General features: G+C 70.2%; 21 protein-coding genes. 4 read left to right on the top strand and 17 right to left on the bottom strand.

Features of this window, described 5'->3' with window-relative positions; genetic code table 11:
• The first annotated feature begins 298 nt into the window (after window positions 1-298).
• A complete protein-coding gene (locus ABD987_RS01955) occupies window positions 299-1,483 on the top strand; it encodes an HNH endonuclease signature motif containing protein (RefSeq protein ID WP_345386142.1) in 1,185 nt (394 codons plus the stop codon).
• Window positions 1,484-1,504: 21 nt separating this feature from the next.
• Here ABD987_RS01955 and ABD987_RS01960 read toward each other — a convergent pair whose 3' ends face one another.
• The 13 genes from ABD987_RS01960 to ABD987_RS02020 all read right to left on the bottom strand — a co-directional run bounded on the left by ABD987_RS01960 (window position 1,505) and on the right by ABD987_RS02020 (window position 14,038).
• Window positions 1,505-2,209 carry a Rossmann-fold NAD(P)-binding domain-containing protein gene (locus ABD987_RS01960; protein WP_345386144.1) on the bottom strand — a complete coding sequence of 235 codons (705 nt, stop codon included), beginning with the start codon at window positions 2,207-2,209 and terminating at the stop codon, window positions 1,505-1,507.
• Between the two features lie 22 nt (window positions 2,210-2,231).
• Window positions 2,232-2,903, bottom strand: a complete 672-nt coding sequence (locus ABD987_RS01965) for a hypothetical protein (protein ID WP_345386146.1) — start codon at window positions 2,901-2,903, stop codon at window positions 2,232-2,234.
• Window positions 2,904-2,917: 14 nt separating this feature from the next.
• The gene (locus ABD987_RS01970) at window positions 2,918-3,451 is read right to left on the bottom strand and encodes a hypothetical protein (protein WP_345386148.1); all 534 of its coding nucleotides are present in this window, start codon (window positions 3,449-3,451) and stop codon (window positions 2,918-2,920) included.
• A 14-nt stretch (window positions 3,452-3,465) separates the two neighbouring features.
• Window positions 3,466-4,572, bottom strand: a complete 1,107-nt coding sequence (locus ABD987_RS01975; protein WP_345386150.1) for an MlaD family protein — start codon at window positions 4,570-4,572, stop codon at window positions 3,466-3,468.
• On the bottom strand, window positions 4,572-5,555 hold the full coding sequence (locus ABD987_RS01980) for an MCE family protein (protein ID WP_345386152.1): 984 nt from the start codon (window positions 5,553-5,555) through the stop codon (window positions 4,572-4,574). Before ABD987_RS01980 ends, ABD987_RS01975 begins: the two co-directional genes overlap by 1 nt.
• A complete protein-coding gene (locus ABD987_RS01985) occupies window positions 5,552-6,556 on the bottom strand; it encodes an MCE family protein (protein WP_345386154.1) in 1,005 nt (334 codons plus the stop codon). Before ABD987_RS01985 ends, ABD987_RS01980 begins: the two co-directional genes overlap by 4 nt.
• Complete coding sequence (locus ABD987_RS01990) at window positions 6,556-7,566, bottom strand: MCE family protein (RefSeq protein WP_345386156.1); 1,011 nt, start codon at window positions 7,564-7,566, stop codon at window positions 6,556-6,558. The genes ABD987_RS01985 and ABD987_RS01990 overlap by 1 nt, the downstream gene beginning before the upstream one ends.
• On the bottom strand, window positions 7,563-8,579 hold the full coding sequence (locus ABD987_RS01995; RefSeq protein ID WP_345386158.1) for an MCE family protein: 1,017 nt from the start codon (window positions 8,577-8,579) through the stop codon (window positions 7,563-7,565). The genes ABD987_RS01990 and ABD987_RS01995 overlap by 4 nt, the downstream gene beginning before the upstream one ends.
• The gene (locus ABD987_RS02000; protein WP_345386160.1) at window positions 8,576-9,799 is read right to left on the bottom strand and encodes an MCE family protein; all 1,224 of its coding nucleotides are present in this window, start codon (window positions 9,797-9,799) and stop codon (window positions 8,576-8,578) included. Before ABD987_RS02000 ends, ABD987_RS01995 begins: the two co-directional genes overlap by 4 nt.
• Entirely contained in the window at window positions 9,796-10,635 is an 840-nt protein-coding gene (locus tag ABD987_RS02005; protein ID WP_345386162.1) for an MlaE family ABC transporter permease, read from the bottom strand. The genes ABD987_RS02000 and ABD987_RS02005 overlap by 4 nt, the downstream gene beginning before the upstream one ends.
• 5 nt (window positions 10,636-10,640) lie before the next feature.
• On the bottom strand, window positions 10,641-11,444 hold the full coding sequence (locus ABD987_RS02010) for an MlaE family ABC transporter permease (protein ID WP_345386164.1): 804 nt from the start codon (window positions 11,442-11,444) through the stop codon (window positions 10,641-10,643).
• Between the two features lies 1 nt (window position 11,445).
• The gene (locus tag ABD987_RS02015; protein ID WP_345386166.1) at window positions 11,446-12,219 is read right to left on the bottom strand and encodes a hypothetical protein; all 774 of its coding nucleotides are present in this window, start codon (window positions 12,217-12,219) and stop codon (window positions 11,446-11,448) included.
• A 256-nt stretch (window positions 12,220-12,475) separates the two neighbouring features.
• Entirely contained in the window at window positions 12,476-14,038 is a 1,563-nt protein-coding gene (locus ABD987_RS02020; protein WP_345386168.1) for a DUF6801 domain-containing protein, read from the bottom strand.
• A gap of 370 nt (window positions 14,039-14,408) precedes the next feature.
• On the opposite strand from ABD987_RS02020, the gene ABD987_RS02025 reads away from it, so the two are divergent.
• Together ABD987_RS02025 and ABD987_RS02030 are read left to right on the top strand one after the other, a co-directional pair.
• Window positions 14,409-15,350, top strand: coding sequence for an ATP-binding cassette domain-containing protein (locus ABD987_RS02025; protein ID WP_345386170.1), 942 nt, complete (start codon window positions 14,409-14,411; stop codon window positions 15,348-15,350).
• Window positions 15,350-16,201, top strand: a complete 852-nt coding sequence (locus ABD987_RS02030; protein WP_345386172.1) for an ABC transporter permease — start codon at window positions 15,350-15,352, stop codon at window positions 16,199-16,201. Before ABD987_RS02025 ends, ABD987_RS02030 begins: the two co-directional genes overlap by 1 nt.
• Window positions 16,202-16,209: 8 nt before the next feature.
• On the opposite strand, the gene ABD987_RS02035 is transcribed toward ABD987_RS02030, so the two are convergent.
• From ABD987_RS02035 to ABD987_RS02050, 4 genes are all read right to left on the bottom strand, one after another.
• Window positions 16,210-16,734 (bottom strand): DUF6228 family protein, encoded by a 525-nt coding sequence (locus tag ABD987_RS02035; protein ID WP_345386174.1) that lies wholly within the window; start codon window positions 16,732-16,734, stop codon window positions 16,210-16,212.
• A 10-nt stretch (window positions 16,735-16,744) separates the two neighbouring features.
• A complete protein-coding gene (locus ABD987_RS02040; RefSeq protein ID WP_345386176.1) occupies window positions 16,745-17,695 on the bottom strand; it encodes an alpha/beta hydrolase in 951 nt (316 codons plus the stop codon).
• Entirely contained in the window at window positions 17,688-18,284 is a 597-nt protein-coding gene (locus tag ABD987_RS02045; RefSeq protein WP_345386178.1) for a TetR/AcrR family transcriptional regulator, read from the bottom strand. Before ABD987_RS02045 ends, ABD987_RS02040 begins: the two co-directional genes overlap by 8 nt.
• Window positions 18,285-18,473: 189 nt before the next feature.
• Entirely contained in the window at window positions 18,474-19,388 is a 915-nt protein-coding gene (locus ABD987_RS02050) for an AraC family transcriptional regulator (protein ID WP_345386180.1), read from the bottom strand.
• A gap of 100 nt (window positions 19,389-19,488) precedes the next feature.
• Between ABD987_RS02050 and ABD987_RS02055 the strand changes: the two genes are divergently transcribed.
• Window positions 19,489-20,403 carry an MBL fold metallo-hydrolase gene (locus ABD987_RS02055; protein ID WP_345386183.1) on the top strand — a complete coding sequence of 305 codons (915 nt, stop codon included), beginning with the start codon at window positions 19,489-19,491 and terminating at the stop codon, window positions 20,401-20,403.
• The last annotated feature ends 16 nt before the right edge of the window (window positions 20,404-20,419 follow it).

Here is a 20,419-nt window from a genome sequence, read left to right on the forward strand (position 1 = left end):
TTCACTGTGCCACGAGGGCCGCTGTTTCCGCGTCGCCTCCCGGGACGCGCCGACCGCGTCGGCGGCTTCATCACTTCAACCACGTTTACCAGATCCGAGACGAGCGGGCATCCTTTTCCTTCCGTCGAGCTTCTCGCACGAAAACAGGCAAGCAGGCACCCGAAATACTAGATATGACTCTCAATTTCCTTTATATGCCAACAAATTTCGACCATATATGTCCCTTGTGGACAGTAGGCCACAAGTTCGCTCGTGTGAGTGATGATCTCGCACGCGTGTTCGAGCTACCGTGGAGCACGTGACCAGTTTCGCCACTCCCCCATCCCCGGTCGACACCGCTGGTGCCGACGCGGCCCTGTCCGAATACTGCGATTTGGAGAAGGAGGTTTGCCGGTTGCGGGCGCGTCAGGTGCGCGCCCTGGAGCGCTATTCAAGTTGCGTCGGTTCGCGAAGATCCGCCACGGCCGAACTCGCGCTCGCCTCGTCGGTGACGGTGCGGCAAGCGGAGAAGAAGCTCAACCTCGCCGAGGCCCTGGTTCACCGGTTGCCGTGCACGCTCGCGGCGATGGACCGGGGCGAGCTCGATGAGCTCAAGGCATCCAAGGTCGCCGAGCCCACCGCGGCGCTGTCGGACGAGCAGGCGCGGCGGGTGGACGAGATCATCGTGCGGCGGCTCGCCGGAAAGAACTCGAGCACGCTGCGGCGCGCGGTGAACGGAGTCATCCTGACCGTGGACCCCGACGGATACGAACGTCGTTCGATCCTGCGGCGGCGAGCCCGGCAGATCCGGCTGCACCACGACGACGAGACCATCAGCACCCTCACCGCGAAGCTGCCGGTGGAGCAAGCCAGCGCCATCTACGCCTCGGTCGACCGCGCCGCCCGGCAGCTGCGCCGTCTTCCGGGGGAGGTACGCACGACAGAGCAGTTGCGCGCCGACGTGTTCGCCGAACGCCTGATCGCCGCTCGCGGTGGTGCTGCCGACATTCGCGCCGACATCCATGTCTACGTGGACCTGTGCACCCTGGCCGGGTTGAACAACGATCCCGCCGAGCTGGCCGGGTACGGGCCGATCCCGGCGTGGCTGGCCCGGCAGATCGCGACCGAGCCCTCCTCCACCTGGTCCCGGCTCATCACCGACCCCGACACCGGCCAGCTGCTGTCGGTCGGGCGCCGGAAGTACCGCCCACCCGCCGGCCTCGACGATTTCATCCGGGTCCGCGACCGCGAATGCGGCAGCCCCGGCTGTCACCGCCCGGCCCAGTTCACCGACCTCGACCACGTCAGGGCCTGGGGCGCCGCAAAAGGCGAAACCAGCGCCGACAACATGGGCGGGCGCTGCGGATTCCACCACAGGGTGAAGGACGAACCCGGATGGCAGCATATTCCCCATCGCGACGGCGGCTACACCGTCGTCACCCCCACCGGACGCCGGTATGTCCACCAACCCGCACCGCTCCATGAACCCCGCACCGCCGCCTAGCGCGCCGCGGCTACGTCGGGTTCAGCCGCCCAGCTGTGTCTTCCTCGGCTCGCCCGGCGACCACGCGAGGCGGGCGGCGTGCCGAACATCGTGGCGCCACGCGACCTCGTCATCCCCCATGCCCGCGTGCAACTCCCGCACCAGCGAGGTCACCGCGGACCGGGGGTCCACGTCGACGAGGCTGACCCGCAGGCCGGGGTGTTCGAGCACCAGAACGCGCACGAGCCCACGCAGGAAGTCCAGGCCCGGTTCCCCGGCACCGAGATCGGTGGCCGAACGAGTGACGACGTACAGGCGGGTGCCGCGGACGCGGCCGGCCGTCCTGATCAACCCGGTCACCGCGTGCATCAGCTCGTGGGCGTCGTCGGGATCTCGGTACGCGCCGGGCGGCCCGACCAGCAGCACGACCCCCCACACCGGGCGGGCGTCGACGGCGCGCTCGACGAGCAGTCCCGGCAGCTCGGCGATGTCGTCCTTCGGCAGGGAGAGGGCCTCGTCGCCGGTCGCGTCCAGCGCGATCGCCAGGGAGATGAGCCGGGCCAGGCTCAACGGATGCTCGTCGGTCAGCAGCAGCCACGACCGTGGCGCGGCCAGTGTCTCGTCCGGCAGGGCGACCTCCGGCCAGCACGTCTGGAAGGAGCCCGGCGTCAGTACGGCCTTGCCGAACCGGTCCAGTTGCTCCGCGATCCCGGCCTCTTCGTCGTTCTCCGGCTGCTCGTCGTTCATCGCCCGCACCCCCTCCGCCCGGTCACGCCGCGGCCAGCGCGGTGACCCGCCACCGGTCCCCGGTCCGTTCCGCGGTGACGCTCAGCTGGGCCGCGCCGGTGCTGCGCCGGCCGTCACCTCGGACGCCGGTCTGGTCGAGGAAGACCAGCAGCGCGGCGTGATCGCCGTCGAGCAGCTTCACCCCGGAGGTGACCGCCGACGAGGTGACGACGAGTTTCTGCTCGGCCGCGAGCTTCTTCACCTGCGCGAACAACTGGTCGTACTGGGTAAGGGCGGGACCGGTCAGCACCTGTTTCGCCGCTTGCTCGCTCTTGCCTGGCTCGTCGTAGCGGTACGAGAAGATCGTCGCGAGTGCCTTGCCGACCTGGTCGGTCACCTCCGCCGTCGCGGCGACGTCGGCCAAGGCGGTGTTGTGGGCCGCCACCGCCGTGGCGTCCCGTGCCTCGATCGCGAACCATCCCGCGAGCGCCGCCATCACCACCGCGACCGCACCGGACACGACCGGCCCTCGACGACGACGCGCCTGCCCCGCCCCCGGCTCAGGCTCCGTCGCTGGTACCGGCACAACCGGGTCGGCTACCGCGACCTTCTCCGGCTCGTCCTTTTCCAGCTCAGCGTGCGTGAACGTCCGGCGAGTACTTCCCGCCACCTTCACCGCGCGCCGTCCTGGTTGCGCGGTTCGTTTCGTGTGCATTCCCGCCCTCCGCGTCACGGTTTACCGACGGTGTTGTCCCCGGCATCCCCCGACACCGGGACCTGGCCGAGCGCCGTGACCCGCCACCCGTCCGGGGTCCGGTTCAGGTCGGCTTGGAACCGGTTGCGCTTGGTCACGGTGTCGCCGCCGTCGGGCCGCACCAGCAGCTCGACCGACGCGATCATCTTCGCGGTGCCGGCGCCACTGTCCACTTCGGTCACCGCGGCGTCGATCACCCGCCCGGTGGTCACCGTCTTCGCCTTGGCGATCCGGTCGAGTCCGCCCGGTTTGTCCTGGGACAGTTCGTCGTGCAGGGCACCACCGGAGAGGTCCAGCCAGTGTTGGTAACCCTGTGCGGCCTGTCGATAGTCCAAAGTGATCAGCCCGGTCACCGCCTGGCGGCCCGCGGCCAGCGCGTCTTCACGCACCTGGGCCCGCGCGAGACCGTCGTCGTGCCCGGTGTGCCACCAGGCGTAGCCGAACCAGGCGGCCAGCAGGGTCGCGAGTACCGCGGCCACCGGCGTGAGCCGGCGCGTGATCCGTGTCATCGCCTTCACTCCCTTCACCGGCCGCCCGCCGGAGCGTTCTGGGAACCGCGCACGTTCGTCGGATCGCCCTGGGGCAGGGCGCAGCGCGCGGCGGTGTTGAGCGGTCGCGCGGAGGTGTCGAGCCCGTCGCGGTATCCCGTGGTGTACCCGGTGACGCACGGCGGCGGATCGAAGAAGGTCAGCGAGAGGCCGATGTGCGCGCCGTCGGGGCCGACGATCGCGCTGCCCGCGGCGACGGCCTTGGGCGCGGTGACGAGCAGCTGCTCGATCCCGTTCCGCCGGGTCCGGAGGACGTCCGCGGTGGTCAGCAGGTTCGCCAGCAGGACACCGAGGTTGGGCCCGGCGTCCCGCAGGAGCGTGCTCACCTCGTTCGCCGCCGACGGCACCGCCGGGATCAGTTTCCGCAGGTCCCCGTCGGAGTTCTTGAGCGTCTCGGCGAGCAGCTTCGCGTTCGTGCCGAAGCTCCGGATCGCCTCCGCCTGCTGGATCTGGGTGTCGAGGACCGTGTGCGCGTCGGTGACGAACGTCGTCAGCGGCGCCACATGCGCGCTCGCGGCCTTGACGAACTCGATGCCCCTGCCCACGAGCTGGTCCAGCGCCGGGCCCGCGTCGGAGGTCGCGTTGTAGAGCTCGTCCACCACGGTCCGCAGCGCGGGTTTCGGTACCGAGGCGGCGAAGGAGTCCACACTGGACAGGACGACGTCCACCGGCAGCGGGATCTTCGTGTCGTCCTGGGCGATCACCGAGCCGTCGCGCAGCATGAGGCCGTTGTCCCGCCGGGGGCGCAGGTCGACGTACTGCTCACCGACGGCGGAGCGGTCCGCCACCACCGCCTCGGTGTCGGCCGGGATCGACGGGGCGCCCGGGTCGATCCTCAGGTCCACTTCGATCCCGGAGGAGACCAGCCGCAGGTCGCCGACGCGGCCGACCGGGACTCCGCGGTAGGCGACCTCGGCGTTGGTGAAGATCCCGCCGCCGCTGGTGAACCGCGCCTTGACGGTGTATCCCCGGTCGAGAACCAGCTTGTCGAGCCCGGCGTAGGTCGCCCCGACGTACGCGACCCCGAGCACGGCGATGACCACGAACACCACGATCTGCGCCCGTACGAATCTGGTCAGCATCAGCGACCACCCCGTGCCTTGAAGTCGAGGAATCCGTTGAGGTAGTCGCCGCGGATGGCGTCGAGCGCGGCGTCGGGGAACGGGAAGGTGAAGATCATCTCCATCGCCTTCGGCAGCTTGTCGCCGGAGTCGGCCAGCCGCCGCAGCATCGGTTCGAGCGCCTTGAGGTCGGCGACGAGGTCGTCCTTGCTGCGGTCGACCGTCTCGACCGCGACCGAGGTGAGCCCGTCCAGCGACTTCAGCATCCCGACGAGCGCCTGACGTTGCTGGTTGAGCACGTCGATCCCCGGGGTGAGCCCGTTCAGCGTCGTCTTGATCTTGTCGGTGTGCGCGTTCAGGGTGGCCGCCAGCTTGTTGACGCTTTCGATCGCGCGGGTGATCTCGGACCTGTGCTCGTCGAGCCCGCGCACGAAGGTGTCCAAACCGGACAGCAGGGTGCGCGCGGCGCTCTCCTTGCCGCCGAGCGCGTCGTTGAGCTGGCGGCTGATGTTCTGCACCTGCGCGACCCCGCCCCCGTTGAGCAACAGCGAAAGCGCGCCGAAGACCTCTTCGATCTCCGGCGTCAGTGAGGACCGGTCCAGCGGGATGACGGCGCCGTCGACCAGCCGCCCGTGCGGGCTGGCGTCGCCCGGCGGGGCGAGTTCGACGAACTTCTCGCCGAGAATGCTCGCCTGCCGCAGCCGCGCGACGGCGTTGGCCGGGAGACGGACGTCGCCGTTGACCAGCAGGCTCACCACGGCGCTGCGGCCGTCCGGCGCGAGGTCGACCGCCCGTACCTGGCCGACCGGGACGTCGTTGACCTTGACCCCGGACTGCGGCACCAGGTCCAGCACGTTCGTGAAACTCGCCGTGACATGGATGGGGTGCTCGCCGAGCGCGGCACCGCCAGGAAGCGGCAGATCGTAGACGTCGACCCCGCCGCTGCACCCCGTCGCGGCCAGCGCAGCCGCCAGCACCGCGGCGACCTTGAGCGGGCGGTTCATTTCGCCCCCGAGAACTCGGTGATGTTCCCGCGGCCGTCGATGGTCCCGTCGGCCTGGTTGTACGCGCCGAGCAGGTTCGTCAGCGCGTTCGGCGCGGTGTCGAACGCTTCGCCTAGTGACGCCTTCTGCTGCGCGAGCACCTTGGTGACCTCCGCCAGTTTGTCCACATCGGACTTCACCCGGCCCCGGTTGTCCTTGATGAACCCCTGCACCACCCCGAGTGCCTGGGTCAGCTCGGTGAGCGCGCCGGAGAACTGGTCACGCTGGTCGGCGAGAATCCTGCTGATCGAGGCCACCTGGCCGATCGCCTGCTTCACCTGGCCGTCGTTGGCGGCGAGCATCGCGGTGAACCTGCTGATGTTGTCCACCGAACCGAACAGGTCGTCCTTGGAGTCGCTCGCGGTGCGGGCGAATTCGCCGAGGTTCCTGATCGCCTCGCCGAGCGGCTTGCCGTTACCGTCCAGGTACTTCGCGGCGTTGGTCAGCACGTCGCTGACCGCGCCGTCCTTGTTGGCCCCCTGGGGGCCGAGCGCGGTCATCAGCTGGTTCAGGCTGCCCAGGAGCTGGTCGACCTCCACCGGCGTGGCCGTGCGCGCGACCGGGATCCGGGCACCGCCCGCCAGCTCCGGGCCGTGCGTGTACACCGGCGTGAGCTGCACGTACCGGTCGGCGACCAGGCTCGGGGTGATCACCACGGCGCCGACGTCGGCGGGCAGTTTCAGCTCCGGTCGCAGCGACATGGTCACTTCGACGTTCGTGCCCTTCGGTTCGACCCTGGTCACCGAGCCGACCGCGACGCCGAGCACCCGGACGTCGGAGTTGGGGTAGATCCCGACCGCCGCGGTGAAGGAGGCGACCAGTGTCCGGTCGGCGGGGCGTGTCACGAGCGGCCACACCGCGGTGACCAGCAGCCCGGCCGCGACGGCGGCCGCGAGCCGCCGCAGCCAGGCCCGGCGACGGTCCCGCGCGCCGAGGTCGACGAGGGTGAGGTGACGGGCCATCAGCGTCCTCCGTTCCGCGACGGCATACAGCTGCCCGGTGTGGTGCCGGTCGGCACGAGCCCGCAGATGTAGGTGTCGATCCAGCGGCCGTTGCCGACCGCGTTGCCCAGCAACCGGTAGAACGGCCCGGCGAGCCGCAGGCTGTCGTTCAGCTTGTCCTGGTTGCGCTGCAGCACGGTCGCGACGCGGTCGAGCTGGTCCAGTGCCGGACCGAGGGCCTTTTCGTTGTCCGCCACCAAACCCTTGAGCTGCACCGAAAGGTTCTTCACTCCGCTGAACAGCTTCGCGATCGCGTCCTTGCGCGCGTTCAGCTCGGTGAGCAACGTGTTCCCGTCGCGGATCAGCGACTCGATCTGCTGCGAACGCTCCCCGAGGGTCTTGGACACCTTGTTCGTGTTGGCGAACAGTTTCACCAGCTCCTCGTCGCGCGAAGCGAGGGTCCTGGACAGCGCGGTGATGCCGTCGAAGGCCGTCCGGACGTCCTGCGGTGTCGACGCGCCGAGCGTGCTCGACAAGGTCCGGAACGCCTCCACGAGCTGGTTGGTGTCGATCGCGCCGACCGTGCTCGCGAGGTCGTTGAAGACCGCGGTGACGTCGTAGGGCGCCGTGGTGCGCTGCGCCGGGATCGGCTGGTCCGGGTCCAGCTCGCCGTCCCCGACCGGATCGAGCACCAGGTTCTTCTGGCCCAGCAACGTCTTGATCTTGATCGCGGCGGTGGTCCGGTTGCCGATCCAGGCGTCCTTCACCCGGAACAGGACCTTGACGTGGTCGCCGTCGAGCCGGACGTCGGTGACCTCGCCGACCTTCACCCCGGCGACACGGACCTCGTCGTTGCTCTTCAGCCCCGCGGCTTCCTTGAACTCGGCCGCGTACGTCGTCCCGCCGCCGACGAACGGGAGGTCGTCGGAGAAGAACGTCGCCGATCCCGCCGCCGCCATCAGCACCGCCGTCACGGCACCGACCGCGATCGGGTTGCGGGCGCGAAAGGGCTTGATCCGGGGCGCTTTCATCGGCACCGTCCCTGCGTGACCGGGATCCCGACCGGCGGGCCGCCCGGCGCGGGCGCGGCGTCGGACCGCACCGAGCAGAGGTAGAAGTTGAACCACGAGCCGTAGGACACGAGCGTGCCGACGCGATCGAGCTTCTTCGGCAGATTGGCGAGGAACTGTTCGAACACCGGCGTGTTGTCGGCGAGGTTCTTCGAAAGGTCCCCGAGAGTGCTGATGCTGTCCTTGAGCGGGCGGCGGCCCTCCTGGAGCAGGTTCGCGGTGGCGGTGCTGAGCTCACCCAGCCCGCCGATGGCCTGCCCGATCGGTTTCGCGTCCCCGGCGAGGCCGGTCACCAGCCGCGCCGTCGTGTCGACGAGCCGGTCGAACTGGTCGCCCTGGGAGTTGAGGGTGTCGAGCACGGTGTTGAGGTTCCCGATCACCTGGCCGATCACCTGGTCCTTGCCCGCCAGCGTCGAGGTGAGCGACGCGGTGTGCCTGAGCAGACTGTCGATCGTGACGCCCTCCCCCTGCAGGACCTGGACGATCTCGAACGACAGCTGGTTGACGTCGTTCGGCGAAAGGGCCTGGAACAGCGGTTTGAACCCGTTGAACAACGCGGTCAGATCCAGCGCGGGGTGCGTGCGCTCCGGCGGGATCACCTCGCCCTCCGGCAGCGTGGTCGCGGTGTCGGCGCCCCCGGGGTCCACCGCGAGGTACCGCTGCCCCACGAGGTTGCGGTAGCGGATGGTGACCGACGCCGAGGACCGGAGCCGGTGCTTCACGTCCACCGAGAACTTCACGTCCGCCAGCCGGTGTTCCACCACCGCCACCGAGTCGACCTGGCCGATGCGCACGCCGGACATGCGGACCTCGTCACCGGGGTTGACCGAGGTCGCGTCGGTGAACCGGGCGGTGTAGCCGATGGTCATGCCCACCCCGGAATTGGCGATCGTGATGGCCAGTACCCCGGTGGCGAGCGCGGTGATCACGAAGAAGATCAGACCCTTGAGCGCCGGGCCCAGCACACTCCTCATCGGACGGTCACCTCCGTGCCGCGCAGCGCGGGCCCGGCGAGCACGCTGCTCCAGTCCGGGACGGCGGCCGCCGGCGTGCCGAGCGACGGCGCCAGGATCTCGGCCACCAGCCGCCGCTCCCCCGCCGAGTTCGCCGGGCCGAGATCGCCGTCGGTGGCGAAGGCCGACGCCGGGGAGGTGCCTCCCCCGCCGTAGCAGCGTGGCCCGCCCTTCTGGTCGTAGACCGGGGTGTCCCGACCGGGCACGTACTTGTCCCGAGGATCGTGCACCGACAGCTTCACGTGCAGGCCCGGTTCGTTCGTGCCCTTGCCCAGTGCCTTCTCCATCACCGGCTTGAGCCGGTTCACCGCGTCGAACAGGCACGGGAACTCGGGCGAATAGCGGGAAAGCAGCTCCAGCGTCGGCCTGCTTTCGACGCTGACGCCGATGATGTTCTCCTTGTTCTTCACCAGGAACCCGTTCAGGTCGCCGGACGCGGTGGTGACGCTGCCGTACAACGCGTCCAGGCTGCCCCGGGTGTCCACAATGGTCTTCGCGGTGACGGAAAGGTCCGACAGCGCCTGGAGAATGTCCGGCGCCGCCCCGGTGTAGAGGTCCGCGGCGTCGGCGAGGCCGGTGATGTCGGCTTTGAACCGCGGCATCAGCGGATTCACCTTCCCCAGCAGATCGCCCAGCTGGACTATGCTGTCCCCCAAGGGTTTTCCACGGTTGTCCAGCGCTTGGGAGATCGCGCCGAGCGAGCTGTTGAGCTTCTGCGGCTGCACCGCGCGCAGCAGCGGGAGCAGGTCGCCGAGCACCCGTTCCAGCTCGATCGCGTTCGCCGAGTGGTCCTGGGCGATGACGTCGCCGGACCGCAGCGCGCCGCCCTCGGCCCGGTCGGGCAGCACGAGGTTGACGTACCGCTCGCCGAACACCGTCTTCCGCAGCAGCCGCGCCGACACGTTCCGCGGCAGCTGGGTGATCTTCGCCGGGTCGATCGCGAGCTCGATCTCCGCCCCGGACGCGCCACTGCGCACCGCCCTGACCTCGCCGAAGGGCACTCCCCTGACCTTCACCTCCGCCGTCGGGGCCAGCTGGTTGCCGACCCGGTCGGTCCGGAGGGTGACGAGCTCGGCACGCGTGAAGTCCTTGTTGTAGACCGCGACCGCGAACCAGCCGAGCACCACCAGGACGAGCAGGAAGGCCACCCCGGCGAGCTGGGTGCGAAAGCGCTTGCTCATCCGGACACCTTCACCGTCGTGGTGGCGCCCCAGATCGCCAGGCTGAGAAACAGGTCGAGCACACTGATCAGCACGATCGACGTCCGCACCGCGCGCCCGACCGCGACGCCGACCCCGGCGGGCCCGCCCGCCGCGCGGTACCCGTAGAAGCAGTGCGTGAGAATGACCCCGACGCTGAACACCAGCACCTTCCCGAAGGACCACAGCACGTCGCCGGGTGGCAGGAACAACGTGAAGTAGTGGTCGTAGGTGCCACCGGACTGGCCGAAGAACACGACCGTGGTCACCCGCGAACCGAGGTAGGAGATCAGCAGGCCGATCACGTACAGCGGGATGATCGCGACGAACCCGGCGACGATCCGGGTGGTGACCAGGTACGGCATGCTGCGCACCGCCATCACCTCGAGCGCGTCGATCTCCTCGGAAATCCGCATGGCGCCCAGCTGCGCGGTGAACCCGGCGCCGACCGTCGCCGACAACGCGAGTCCCGCGGACAGCGGCGCGATCTCGCGGGTGTTGAAGTACGCGGTGAGGAACCCGGTCATCGCCGAGATGTTGATCTGGTTCAGCGCGCTGAAACCCTGGAGCCCCACCGTGATCCCGGTGAACACGCACAGGCCGACCATCACGCCGACGGTGCCGCCGATCACCGCGAGCGCGCCGGTGCCGAAGGTCACCTCGGCCAGCAGCCGCACCACCTCGCGGAAGTAGCGGGTCACCGCCATCGGGACGGCGGCGAGCGCGCGGACGTAGAACAACAGCTGGTCGCCGAGCGCGTAAAGGCTGTTGCCGGGCCGTTTGAGCGCGTCGCGGGCCCGTTCGGGAACGCTGGTCATGCGGGTCAGGTTCCCTTCGCCGGAACGAGCTGCAGGTACAGCGCGGTGAGGATGGTGTTGACGAAGAACAGCAGCAGGAACGTGATCACCACCGACTGGTTGACGACGTCGCCGACGCCCTTCGGCCCGCCACGCGGGTTGAGGCCCCGGTAGGAGGCCACCACCCCGGCGAGGAAACCGAAGATGAACGCCTTGATCGTGCTGATCACCAGGTCCGGCAGCTGGGCGAGCGCGTTGAAGCTGGCGAGGTACGCGCCCGGGGTCCCGCCCTGCACGATGACGTTGAAGAAGTAGCCGCCGAGCACGCCGACGACGCTGACCAAACCGTTGAGCAGCACCGAAACCCCGATCGCCGCCTGCACCCTCGGCACGACGAGCCGCTGGATCGGCGAGACACCGAGCACCTCCATCGCGTCGATCTCCTCGCGGATGGACCGGGCGCCGAGATCGGCACAGATCGCGCTGCCCCCGGCGCCGGAGATGATCAGCGTTGTCACGATCGGGCTGGCCTGCTGCACGACCGCGAGCACGCTCGCCGCGCCGTTGAACTGCTGGGCACCGATCTGGCTGGTCAGCGAGCCGAGCTGGAGCGAGATGACCGCGCCGAACGGGATCGAGACCAGGATCGCCGGTGTGATCGAAACGCTGGCGATGAACCAGAACTGCTGGACGAACTCGCGGACCTGTACCGGGCGCCGGAACATCGCGAGGACCACGTCGAGGCCCATCGCGCACATCCGGCCGAACTCGCGCAGCGCGTTCGCCGCCTTTTCCGGCGCGCGGTGCAGCAGCGTGGACGGACTCGTCATGTCAGCTCCCGCATCCGTTCGGCGGGCCACCGGAACCGACGCACCGCAGCTTGAGGTTGGTGACCAGCGTGTTGCCGGGCCCCGCGACGAGCCCGGTCAGCAGCGGGTCGAGATTCTCGCGGACCCCGCAGCCGGCGAACCCCGGTGTCGTGAAGGTCGCGGTGGCCTTGACCGGCGGCGGGTTCGTCGGCTGGAGCGGGAGGAGCGCCTTGATCGTCACGGCCGCGGGCCGCGCCGTGCGGCAGTTCGGGCCGACATCGAGGACCCGGCCGTCCACCTTCACGTTCGACAGTTTGATGAACACCTTCGTGGTGACGTCGGAGTCCGCGCACAGCGAGGTGCCGACACTCGTGCAGTCCTTCGAGCCGAGGATCTGGGTGGTGCCGGTGGCCTCGCCGTCCTGGATCAGCTCCACCGTGCCGGTGGCGGGCATGAACCGGAACGACACGAAATAGCTCGCTGTGGCCGGGACCGAGAGCGTTCCGGTCAGCGGCACCCGGCCGGACAGGCCGAGCAGGACGGCGTCGAAACGGCCCTGGGGAAAGGTGATGTCCGAGCCGAGTTTCGCGACGTGGCTCGTCGTCGGCTGCTGCTCGTCACCGACGTAGAAGCCGACCGGGAAACGGGTCCCCTGCTGTGGCTGCTGCTCGGCAGCGGCCACCGGGGCGGGCGCGGCGGGATCGGCGGCGGAGGCGGAAGCCAGTGACAGCGTGACCAGTCCCAGTACCGCCGGGAACAGGAAAGCGCGCGAAACACGCCCCATCAACGCTGACATTCGGGCTTCCTCACTTAGATTTCCCGGCCGAACGGCCACTGAGCAGCACGTTACTGGTGGGCCGGCACGGAAACAAGGAATACCGAAACTTCGCCGGAGAAAGGAGTTTTCTTGTAACCCCGCTGACTGTTCGGAGCCACTTCGTTCTCGTGGTGGATCACAAATTTTCTCCCGCCACCGGACAGCCGAAGGCCGCCATGAGAGCGTCGGGAGCGCGCATGGCGGCCTTCGGGTTTCCGGTACTACCGCGGGAGGTTCACTTCTTCGTCAGGTGCGCTTCGAGGGTGTTTCCGTCGCCGGAGGCGAGCAGGCTGATCAACGGGGTGAGAAAACCGCAGCCACGGAACCCGGGCAGGGTGTACTCCGCGGTCAGCTTCCCGCCCTTGAGCGGATCGAATCCCGGCGACGAGGTCAGCGGCACGGTCACCGGTTCACCGGTGTGACACGCCGTCGAGGTCAGGATCGGGAATCCGAAGACCCGTACCGAAGGCAGCCGGACGTCGATCTTCGCGGTGGCCTTGGCGGAACCGCCGGCGAGCGTGCCCGTCACGTCGCCGAGTTGCGCGAACCGCACCGTCGCCGAGGCCGGGAACAACCCGAACAGGCGGAACCTCAGCTGCGACTGCGGCAGCGAGAGGCGGCCGGTGAACCGGCCCGACGCGTCGAGTTTCGCGGCGAACTCGCCGGGCCCGAGCGGAAGCGTGGCCCCCAGCCGCTCCAGCTGTGTCCTGCCCTTGACGGTGTAGGTGATCCGGGTGTCTCCCGGCGGTGCGGTCGGCGTCGTCGACGTGCTCGGCGTCGTGGGCACCGTGGTCGAGGTGGTCGGCGTCGTCGTCGGGGTGGTCGGTTCCGTGGTGGGAGTGGTCGGGGTCGTCGGCGCGGTGGTGGGTGTCGTCGGTTCCGTGGTCGGGGTGGTCGGCGTCGTGGGCACCGTCGTCGACGTCGTCGGCGTGGTGGGAGTCGTGGGCGTCGTCGGTTCCGTGGTGGACGTCGTCGGGGTCGTGGGCGCCGTGGTGGGGGTCGTCGGCTCCGTGGTCGGCGTCGTCGGGGTGGTCGGTGCCGTCGTCGGCGTGGTCGGTTCCGTGGTGGGAGTGGTCGGCGTCGTCGGTTCCGTGGTCGGCGCGGTGGACGTCGTCGGGGTCGTCGGCTCCGTGGTCGAGGTCGGCGGCGTCGTCGGCGTCGTGGTGCCGCCGGCCGGTTTGATCTCGAAGGTGCCCAGCTGCTGGTTCTGTCCCGGTTGGACGGTGCAGTCCGAGGTGAACGTGCCGAGGTCGGTGGGCTGGCCCTGCGCGTTCTTCGGGGTCATCGTGGTGCTGAAGTTCCCGACGGTCACCGAAGCGGTCCCCGGCTCGGGGAAGGTGACGGCGGGCGCCTTGCCGCTGGTCCTGACGTGGAACTCCCCGGAGGAGGGCACCGGTGTCGACGGGATCGTCAGTGGCAGGCCCAGGTTCAGCGTCTTGCCGACCGGGTATTTCAGCGTCGCGGCGGCCTTCGCGCTGCCTTCGACCGTGGTGGCGCCGACCAGCGCCAGCCCGGCGGTCGCGTCCGCGGGCACGGTGACGTCCACGTCGAAGGTGATCGGGCTGGACGTCTTCCCCGCCACCGCGTCGTCGGGCAGCACGGTGTCCACCTTCACCACGAGGGTCTGGTCGCCGATCAGAGGAAAGGGGCAGGTGTACTTCAACGTCAGCGACGCCGGCGCGGCCTGGCTCTGGCCAGCCCCGACGATGCCCAGGGTCGCCGCGACGGCGGCCACGGTACCGGCCGCCAGCGCGTGCACGGATCTTTTCGACTTCGCGGAGAACTTCACAGCGGTCACTCCCTGAAGGGGAAAAATTGTGGTGGTACAGCCGAAACACCTCGGCAGAGGAGAGTCGAAACTACCTCCGGTACCACACCCCGGCAAGGATCGGAAAAGCCGCCGCTCCCCTTTTGTCATCCGCGTCAGGCGGGCCGCCGAACGGACTGGCATCGCGTTCTCCCCGAACCGCGGCGCGGACCATTTTTTGTCATCCGGCTCAGTCCCGGCCCCGGGAAAACTGTCACCACGGAGCTGTCCACCCTTCTTGTGATCCGGGTACGGGAAGCACACCGGAAAACTGTCACGTGGATATCCACTACCCGGGAATTCGTTGCGGCCACGCCGGGCCGCTGGGTACTTTCGGACGGAATCGAACCTGGGAGTGGCGATGGAGCAGGCTGCCATCGAGGTGACCGGCCTCGCCAAGAAGTACGGCGCGGTGACCGCGCTCGCGGAGGTCAGCCTGCGGGTGGCGCGGGGCACCGTGCTCGCCGTCCTCGGCCACAACGGTGCCGGGAAGACGACGCTCCTCGACATCCTCAGCACCCGGACCCGGCCCAGCGCGGGCAGCGCGCGGGTGTGCGGATTCGACGTGGTGCGCGCCGGACGGCAGGTGCGCAAGCGGATCGGGGTCACCGGCCAGTTCGCCGCCGTGGACGAAGCCCTCTCCGGCCGGGGCAACCTCGAACTCGTCGCCCGGCTGCTGGGCGCGAACGCCCGCCAGGCCCGTGCGCGCGCGGCCGAACTGCTCGCGGTGTTCGAGCTGGAGGACGCCGCGGGGCGACCGGCACGGACCTACTCCGGCGGCATGCGGCGCAGGCTCGACCTCGCGGCAGGTCTCGTCGGCGATCCCGAGGTCCTCTTCCTGGACGAGCCGACCACGGGGCTCGACCCGATCAGCCGCGCCGGGCTGTGGGGTACCGTCGAACGGCTGGCCGCGCGGGGCACCACCGTGGTGCTCACCACGCAGTACCTCGAAGAGGCCGACCGGCTCGCCGACCACGTCGTCGTGCTGGGGCTGGGCCACGTCACGATCTCCGGTCGTCCCGCGCAGCTCAAGGCACGCCTCGGCGAACGGACCGCGACCCTGACCTTCGGTACCGACCTCGCGGCCCAGCGCGCGCGGACCGCGCTCGACAGGCTGGGCCTGCGCCACACCAGCGCGGACCCGGGGCTGGTGCTCGGCGTCGCGCTGGCCGGCCCGGCCGACGTGCCGGTGCTGGTCCGCGCGCTCGACGCGGCGGGCGCGCCGTTGAAGGACCTCACCGTCACCGAACCGACGCTGGACGACGTCTACCTTTCCCTGCACCGGAATCCGGCGGTGCCGTGATGACCGAGGCACGGCACCGGGCGGCACCGCGACCGGTGCTGACGAACCCGGCCACCTGGCCGGAAAGCGGTTTCGGCACCCAGGTCCGGGTACTCGCCGCCCGATCGCTGCGGACCGCGTTCGGCGACCGGCGGCTGGTGTTCTTCGGGCTGGCGCAGCCGATCGTGCTGCTTTTGTTGTTCAGCCAGGTTTTCAGCGGCGTCAGCACTCTTCCCGGCGTCGCGGCCTATCAGGGGTATGTGAACTTCCTCGTCCCGGCCACGCTGGTGAACATCGCGATGACCACGGCGATGAGCTCGGGTGCCGGTCTGCTCGCGGAGATCCACAGCGGGTTCACCGGGCGGTTGCGGTGCCTGCCCATCAGCCTCACCGCCGTCCTGGTGGCCCGCACCATCGCCGACTCCGCGCGGCTGGCCGTCCAGTTGCTGGTGACCGTCATCGCGAGCGTGGCGCTGCTCGGTTTCCGGCCGACCGGCGGGGTGCTCGGCCTCGGCGCGGCGCTGCTGCTCACCCTCCTCGTCGGCTGGTGCCTGAGCTGGGTGTTCGTCGCGATCACCACGTGGCTGCGCAAGGCGGAGACGCTGCAGCTGGCGTCCTTTGTGGTCATGTTCCCGCTGATGTTCTCCTCCAGCGCGTACATGCCGCTCGACACGATGCCCGGCTGGCTACGTGTGGTCTCCGCGATCAACCCGCTCACCTACGCCATCGACGCGGCGCGGGCGCTCGCACTGGGCCGGCCGCCGGGCTGGTCGATCCCGGTCGCGCTGGGCATCGCCGCGGTCGCGGCGCTGGCGGGCGGCTGGGTCGCGGCGAGGACGTTCCGCTCGGCCCGGGGCGTCGCGCTGCCGTAGCGGCCGCGTCAGGAGGAGCCGTCGGCGCACTCGTGGTAGTCCACCGGAAACCCGTCCGCGGTCAGGAAGTCGTGGAGCCGCGCGGCCAGCTCGTCCTTGGCGGCACCGGCGCCCAGCCGGGTGGTGACGGCTACTTCCCAACCGCCGTAGACCGCGCGCCACGGCTTCAGTGTCCACGTCAGCGCGATGTGCCCGCGCGGCTCGTAGACCGCGCCGACCGTCAGGTCGCGGTCGGCGTTGACCCAGCGTTTTTCGCCCTGCCAGCCACGAAAGTCCAGCTCGTCGACGAACCGCGCGAGACCGCGCCCCAGCACGAAGTTGGTCACGGCCTCCAAGCGGGCGTCCAGCCCCGGCGCCCCGGCCCGCACCGTGAAGAACATCCGGCGGTCCAGTGGGTGCACCGCCGCGTGCCGTTCCCCGAAGGTCACCGACACCGAGGGATCGTCCTCGCAGCGGAGCACGACCTCGGTGTCGTCCAGGCACGCCAGCTCCGTCTCGGGCCGCAGCCAGCCGTGCGGGCAGTCCGTTGTCACCCGGGCGAATCTACTCGCGTGCGGACCGGCGGACTTCCTTGCCCGTGCCGAGAACCGTGACCGGCTCCGTGGTGACGAAGGCCGCGACGCGTTCGAGGGCGTCCGCGGCCTCCGGGATCGGGAACAGCGGCCAGACGTGCAGCATGCCGGGAAACTCGTGCCAGGCCAAGGGAATTCCGGCGCGCTCGGCCTTCTCGCGCAGCCGGTGGGCGTCGACGTTGAGGACGTCCCGGGTCCCGGTGAAGACCGCGATCGGCGCGAGACCGGCCAAGGTCCCGAACAACGGGCTGACCACCGGGTCGCGCACGTCGAGGTCGCCCGCGTACACGCGCCCCAGTTCCGGCAGTCCCCGCGCGGGCAGGATCGGGTCACGACGGTCCAGGCGCGCGAGCCCCGGATCACCGAAAGTCGCGTCGACACACGGGGAAAGCAGCACGAGCCGCGCGGGCTGGGGCAGGCCCGCCGTCCGCGCCTGCATGGCGAGGGACAGGGCGAGGTTGCCACCCGAGGAATCCCCCATCACCGTCAGCTCGCCCTCGTCGGCACGGGCGGCGAGCTCGGCGTAGAGGGGAAGCAGCATGGCGAACGTTTCGCGCGCGGTGTGCTCGGGCGCGAGCGGGAAGCCGGGCACGATGACCGCGCAGTCCAGCCGCCGTGCCAGCTTCGCGATCAGGCCCCAGTGGGGATCGGTGATCGAGAGCGTCCAGCCACCGCCGTGCAGGTAGAGCACTCGCCGCGTGGACGGGGCGCCGTCGCGCGGGGCCACGACGTGGACACGGTGGCCGGAAAGCTCCTCTTCGCGCACGGAAAACCCGGCCCGGACCTTCGCCGGTGGCGGGGTGGGGCCCCGGCGCCGGTCGCCGGCGACGGCGCGGCGGATCCGTTCCGGGCCGTCGAATGTGGTGTGCACACGCAGTGCCGCGACCGCGACGGCCAGCAGACGCGCTCGGACACTAGGCATCGGACCCGCTCTCGGGAGTGCCGGGGAAACGACGGGTCAGCAGGGGAAGCAGGACCTCGTCGACCAAGGTGGTCAGGAAGACCGCGTCGAGCGGGTGACCGAGCAGCGTGTGCCGGACGATCTGGCCTTCGGCCACCTGATGGGCCAGGCCCGCGTCGGTGCCGCCGGGCAGTTCGCCGCGGCCGATGGCGCGGGCGACGATCACCGGGAACGGCGAAAGGTCCTCATTGTCCACATGGGACCGCAGCGCCTCGGCGAGTCCGGGATCCAGGCGCATCGCGTGGATCAGGCCGGTCATGAGGACCGCGTACCGGTCGTCGATCCGCGCGCAGGACGCGCGCAGCGTGGCCAGGAGGTCACCGCGCAGGGTGCCGGTGTCGGGCGGGTCGGCCACCGCCTCGGCGTCGAGGTCGTCCAGCGCCGCCTTGACCAGTTCGGGTTTGCCGTTCCACCGGCGGTAGATCGTGGTCTTGCTGGCGTGCGCCCGCGCGGCCACCGCGTCGATGGTCAACGTCCCGTAGCCGACTTCGCCGAGCAGGGCGAGCGTCGCGGCCAGGATCGCCTGCTCGCGTTCGATTCCGCGGACCATGTCACCTCCAAGTGTACGAGACCGTATCGTACACATCAGGCAAGTGCGTGTGTGGAGCTCGGCGGCGCCGGGCTCGACGAGGTGGTCACCGCACTCGGACCGCATCGCGGCGTCGACGACCCCGCGATGCGGTCCATGCAAGACGAGGCGCGACGCGTTCTGGCCACGGGGGCCGCGCCTCGCTCGCCGCTAACCGCGTGACCGCTCCGCGATCCGGGCACGAAACCGCCCGGGGGTGATGCCGAACTCCCGCTCGAAGGCGTGGGAAAACGCGTAGGGACTGCCATATCCGACCCGGCCCGCGATGGCGGCGAGCGTGTCCGGGGTGTCCCGGAGCAGCGTGGCAGCCAGGGTCAGCCGCCACCAGGTGAGGTACGCCATCGGCGGACGGCCGACCAGTGCGGTGAACCGCCGCGCGAGGGTCGGCCGGGACACCCGCGCCGCCTTGGCCAGGCGCTCGGTGGTCCACGGCTCGGCCGGGTTGGTGTGCAGCGCCCGCAGGGCGGCGGCCGTCACCGGGTCGCCCAGCACCCGGGGCCAGGCCCCGCCGGTGGTCCCGGCCAGCCAGGACCGGATGACGTAGACGAGGAGAAGGTCGAGCAGGCTCGGGAGCGCGACGCAGGAACCCGGCCGCCGCTCGTCCAGCTCCCCGGCGAGCAGGTCGAGCACGGCACGGAGTTCGAGGTGCTCACCCACCCGGTTCGGCAGGTGGACGACGCCGGGCAGTTCCGCGATGAGCGGGTGCAACCGGCTGCAGTCGAGCCGATAGCGGCCACAGAGCAGCTCCGTCTCGCCGTGCGCGGGCCGCGCCCCGCCGAGCCAGCGTTCGAACGGCACCGCCTTCTTCCGCGCGGCCGCCGGAGCGACCGGGGAATCGGCGAGCACGTGGCCGGCGCCGTGCGGCAACAGCACCACGTCGCCCACCCCGAGGGACCGCGGTTCGTCGCCGTCGGGCAGCAGCCAGCACCCGCCCTTCAGTACGACGGCGACGCCAGCGCCGACGTACGGTTCCCGCCGCACGCACCAGGTCCCGTCCGCCCCCACCCGGGTGAACGAGGGCTGCCCGAGCCGGACGGCGGAGATCGCGTCGCTCACCACGTCCATCGCGTCAGGATACCGATCAGCTCAGGAATGAGACGCACGCGTATTCGGATGAGCCGGATACGCATTGGGAAGCTCGCTGGAGCTTCCTAAGGTCGACGGCATGACGAACACAAGCGTGCAGCGTGTCGTGCTGGGCGAGGTCGAGGTCATCCGGGTCGTCGAATGGCACGGCCCGTTCCTGCCCACCACCGGCCTGGTCCCGGACGCGCCCGCCGAGGTGTGGCGGGACAACGAGGACTGGCTGGCGCCCGACCACTGGGAGCCGGGCAGCGACCGGGCCGTGCTCGCGGTGCAGTCCTGGGTGCTGCGCAGCGAAGGGCGGACCGTCCTGATCGACACCGGCGTGGGCAAGGGACGCGAACGGCCGGGCTCGCCGCCGTTCCACCACTGGCGGAGCGACCTGCCCGCGCTCCTGGCGAACGCCGGTGTCGATCCGCGGGAGGTCGACGTCGTGGTCAACACCCACCTCCACGTCGACCACGTCGGCGGGAACACCGTCGCCGCGGACGGGGAATGGGTACCCGCGTTCCCCCGCGCCCGCTACCTCATCCCGGCCGCCGACGACCGCTTCTTCGGTCCGGACAACGCCTATGGGAACGGCGCGCAGGCGGACGGCCGCGCGGTCTACGAGGACAGTGTCGCGCCGGTGCACCGGGCCGGGCAGGCCGTGCTGTGGGAGAACGAGTACCGGATCGACGAGCACCTCACGCTCGAAGCCGCGCCCGGCCACACCCCCGGTTCGTCCGTGCTACGGCTGGCTTCCGGGCACGACCGGGCGGTGTTCGTCGGCGACCTGCTGCACAGCCCGGTCCAGCTCCTCGACCCGTCCTGCAACAGCGCCGCCTGCCTCGCACCGGAGCAGGCCGCGGCCAGCCGCGGCCGGGTCCTCCACCGGGCGGCCGACGAACGGGAACTGCTCGTCCCCGCGCACTTCGGCGGCGCCGGCGCCGTGGAGGTCCGGCGAGGGAACGGCGGGCTCACCCTCGGCCCATGGGCGTCGTTCGGTCCACAGTAGACGGTCTGGGAGGGAC

The sequence above is a fragment of the Amycolatopsis samaneae genome (assembly GCF_039541975.1).
Classification (GTDB): Bacteria; Actinomycetota; Actinomycetes; order Mycobacteriales; family Pseudonocardiaceae; genus Amycolatopsis; species Amycolatopsis samaneae.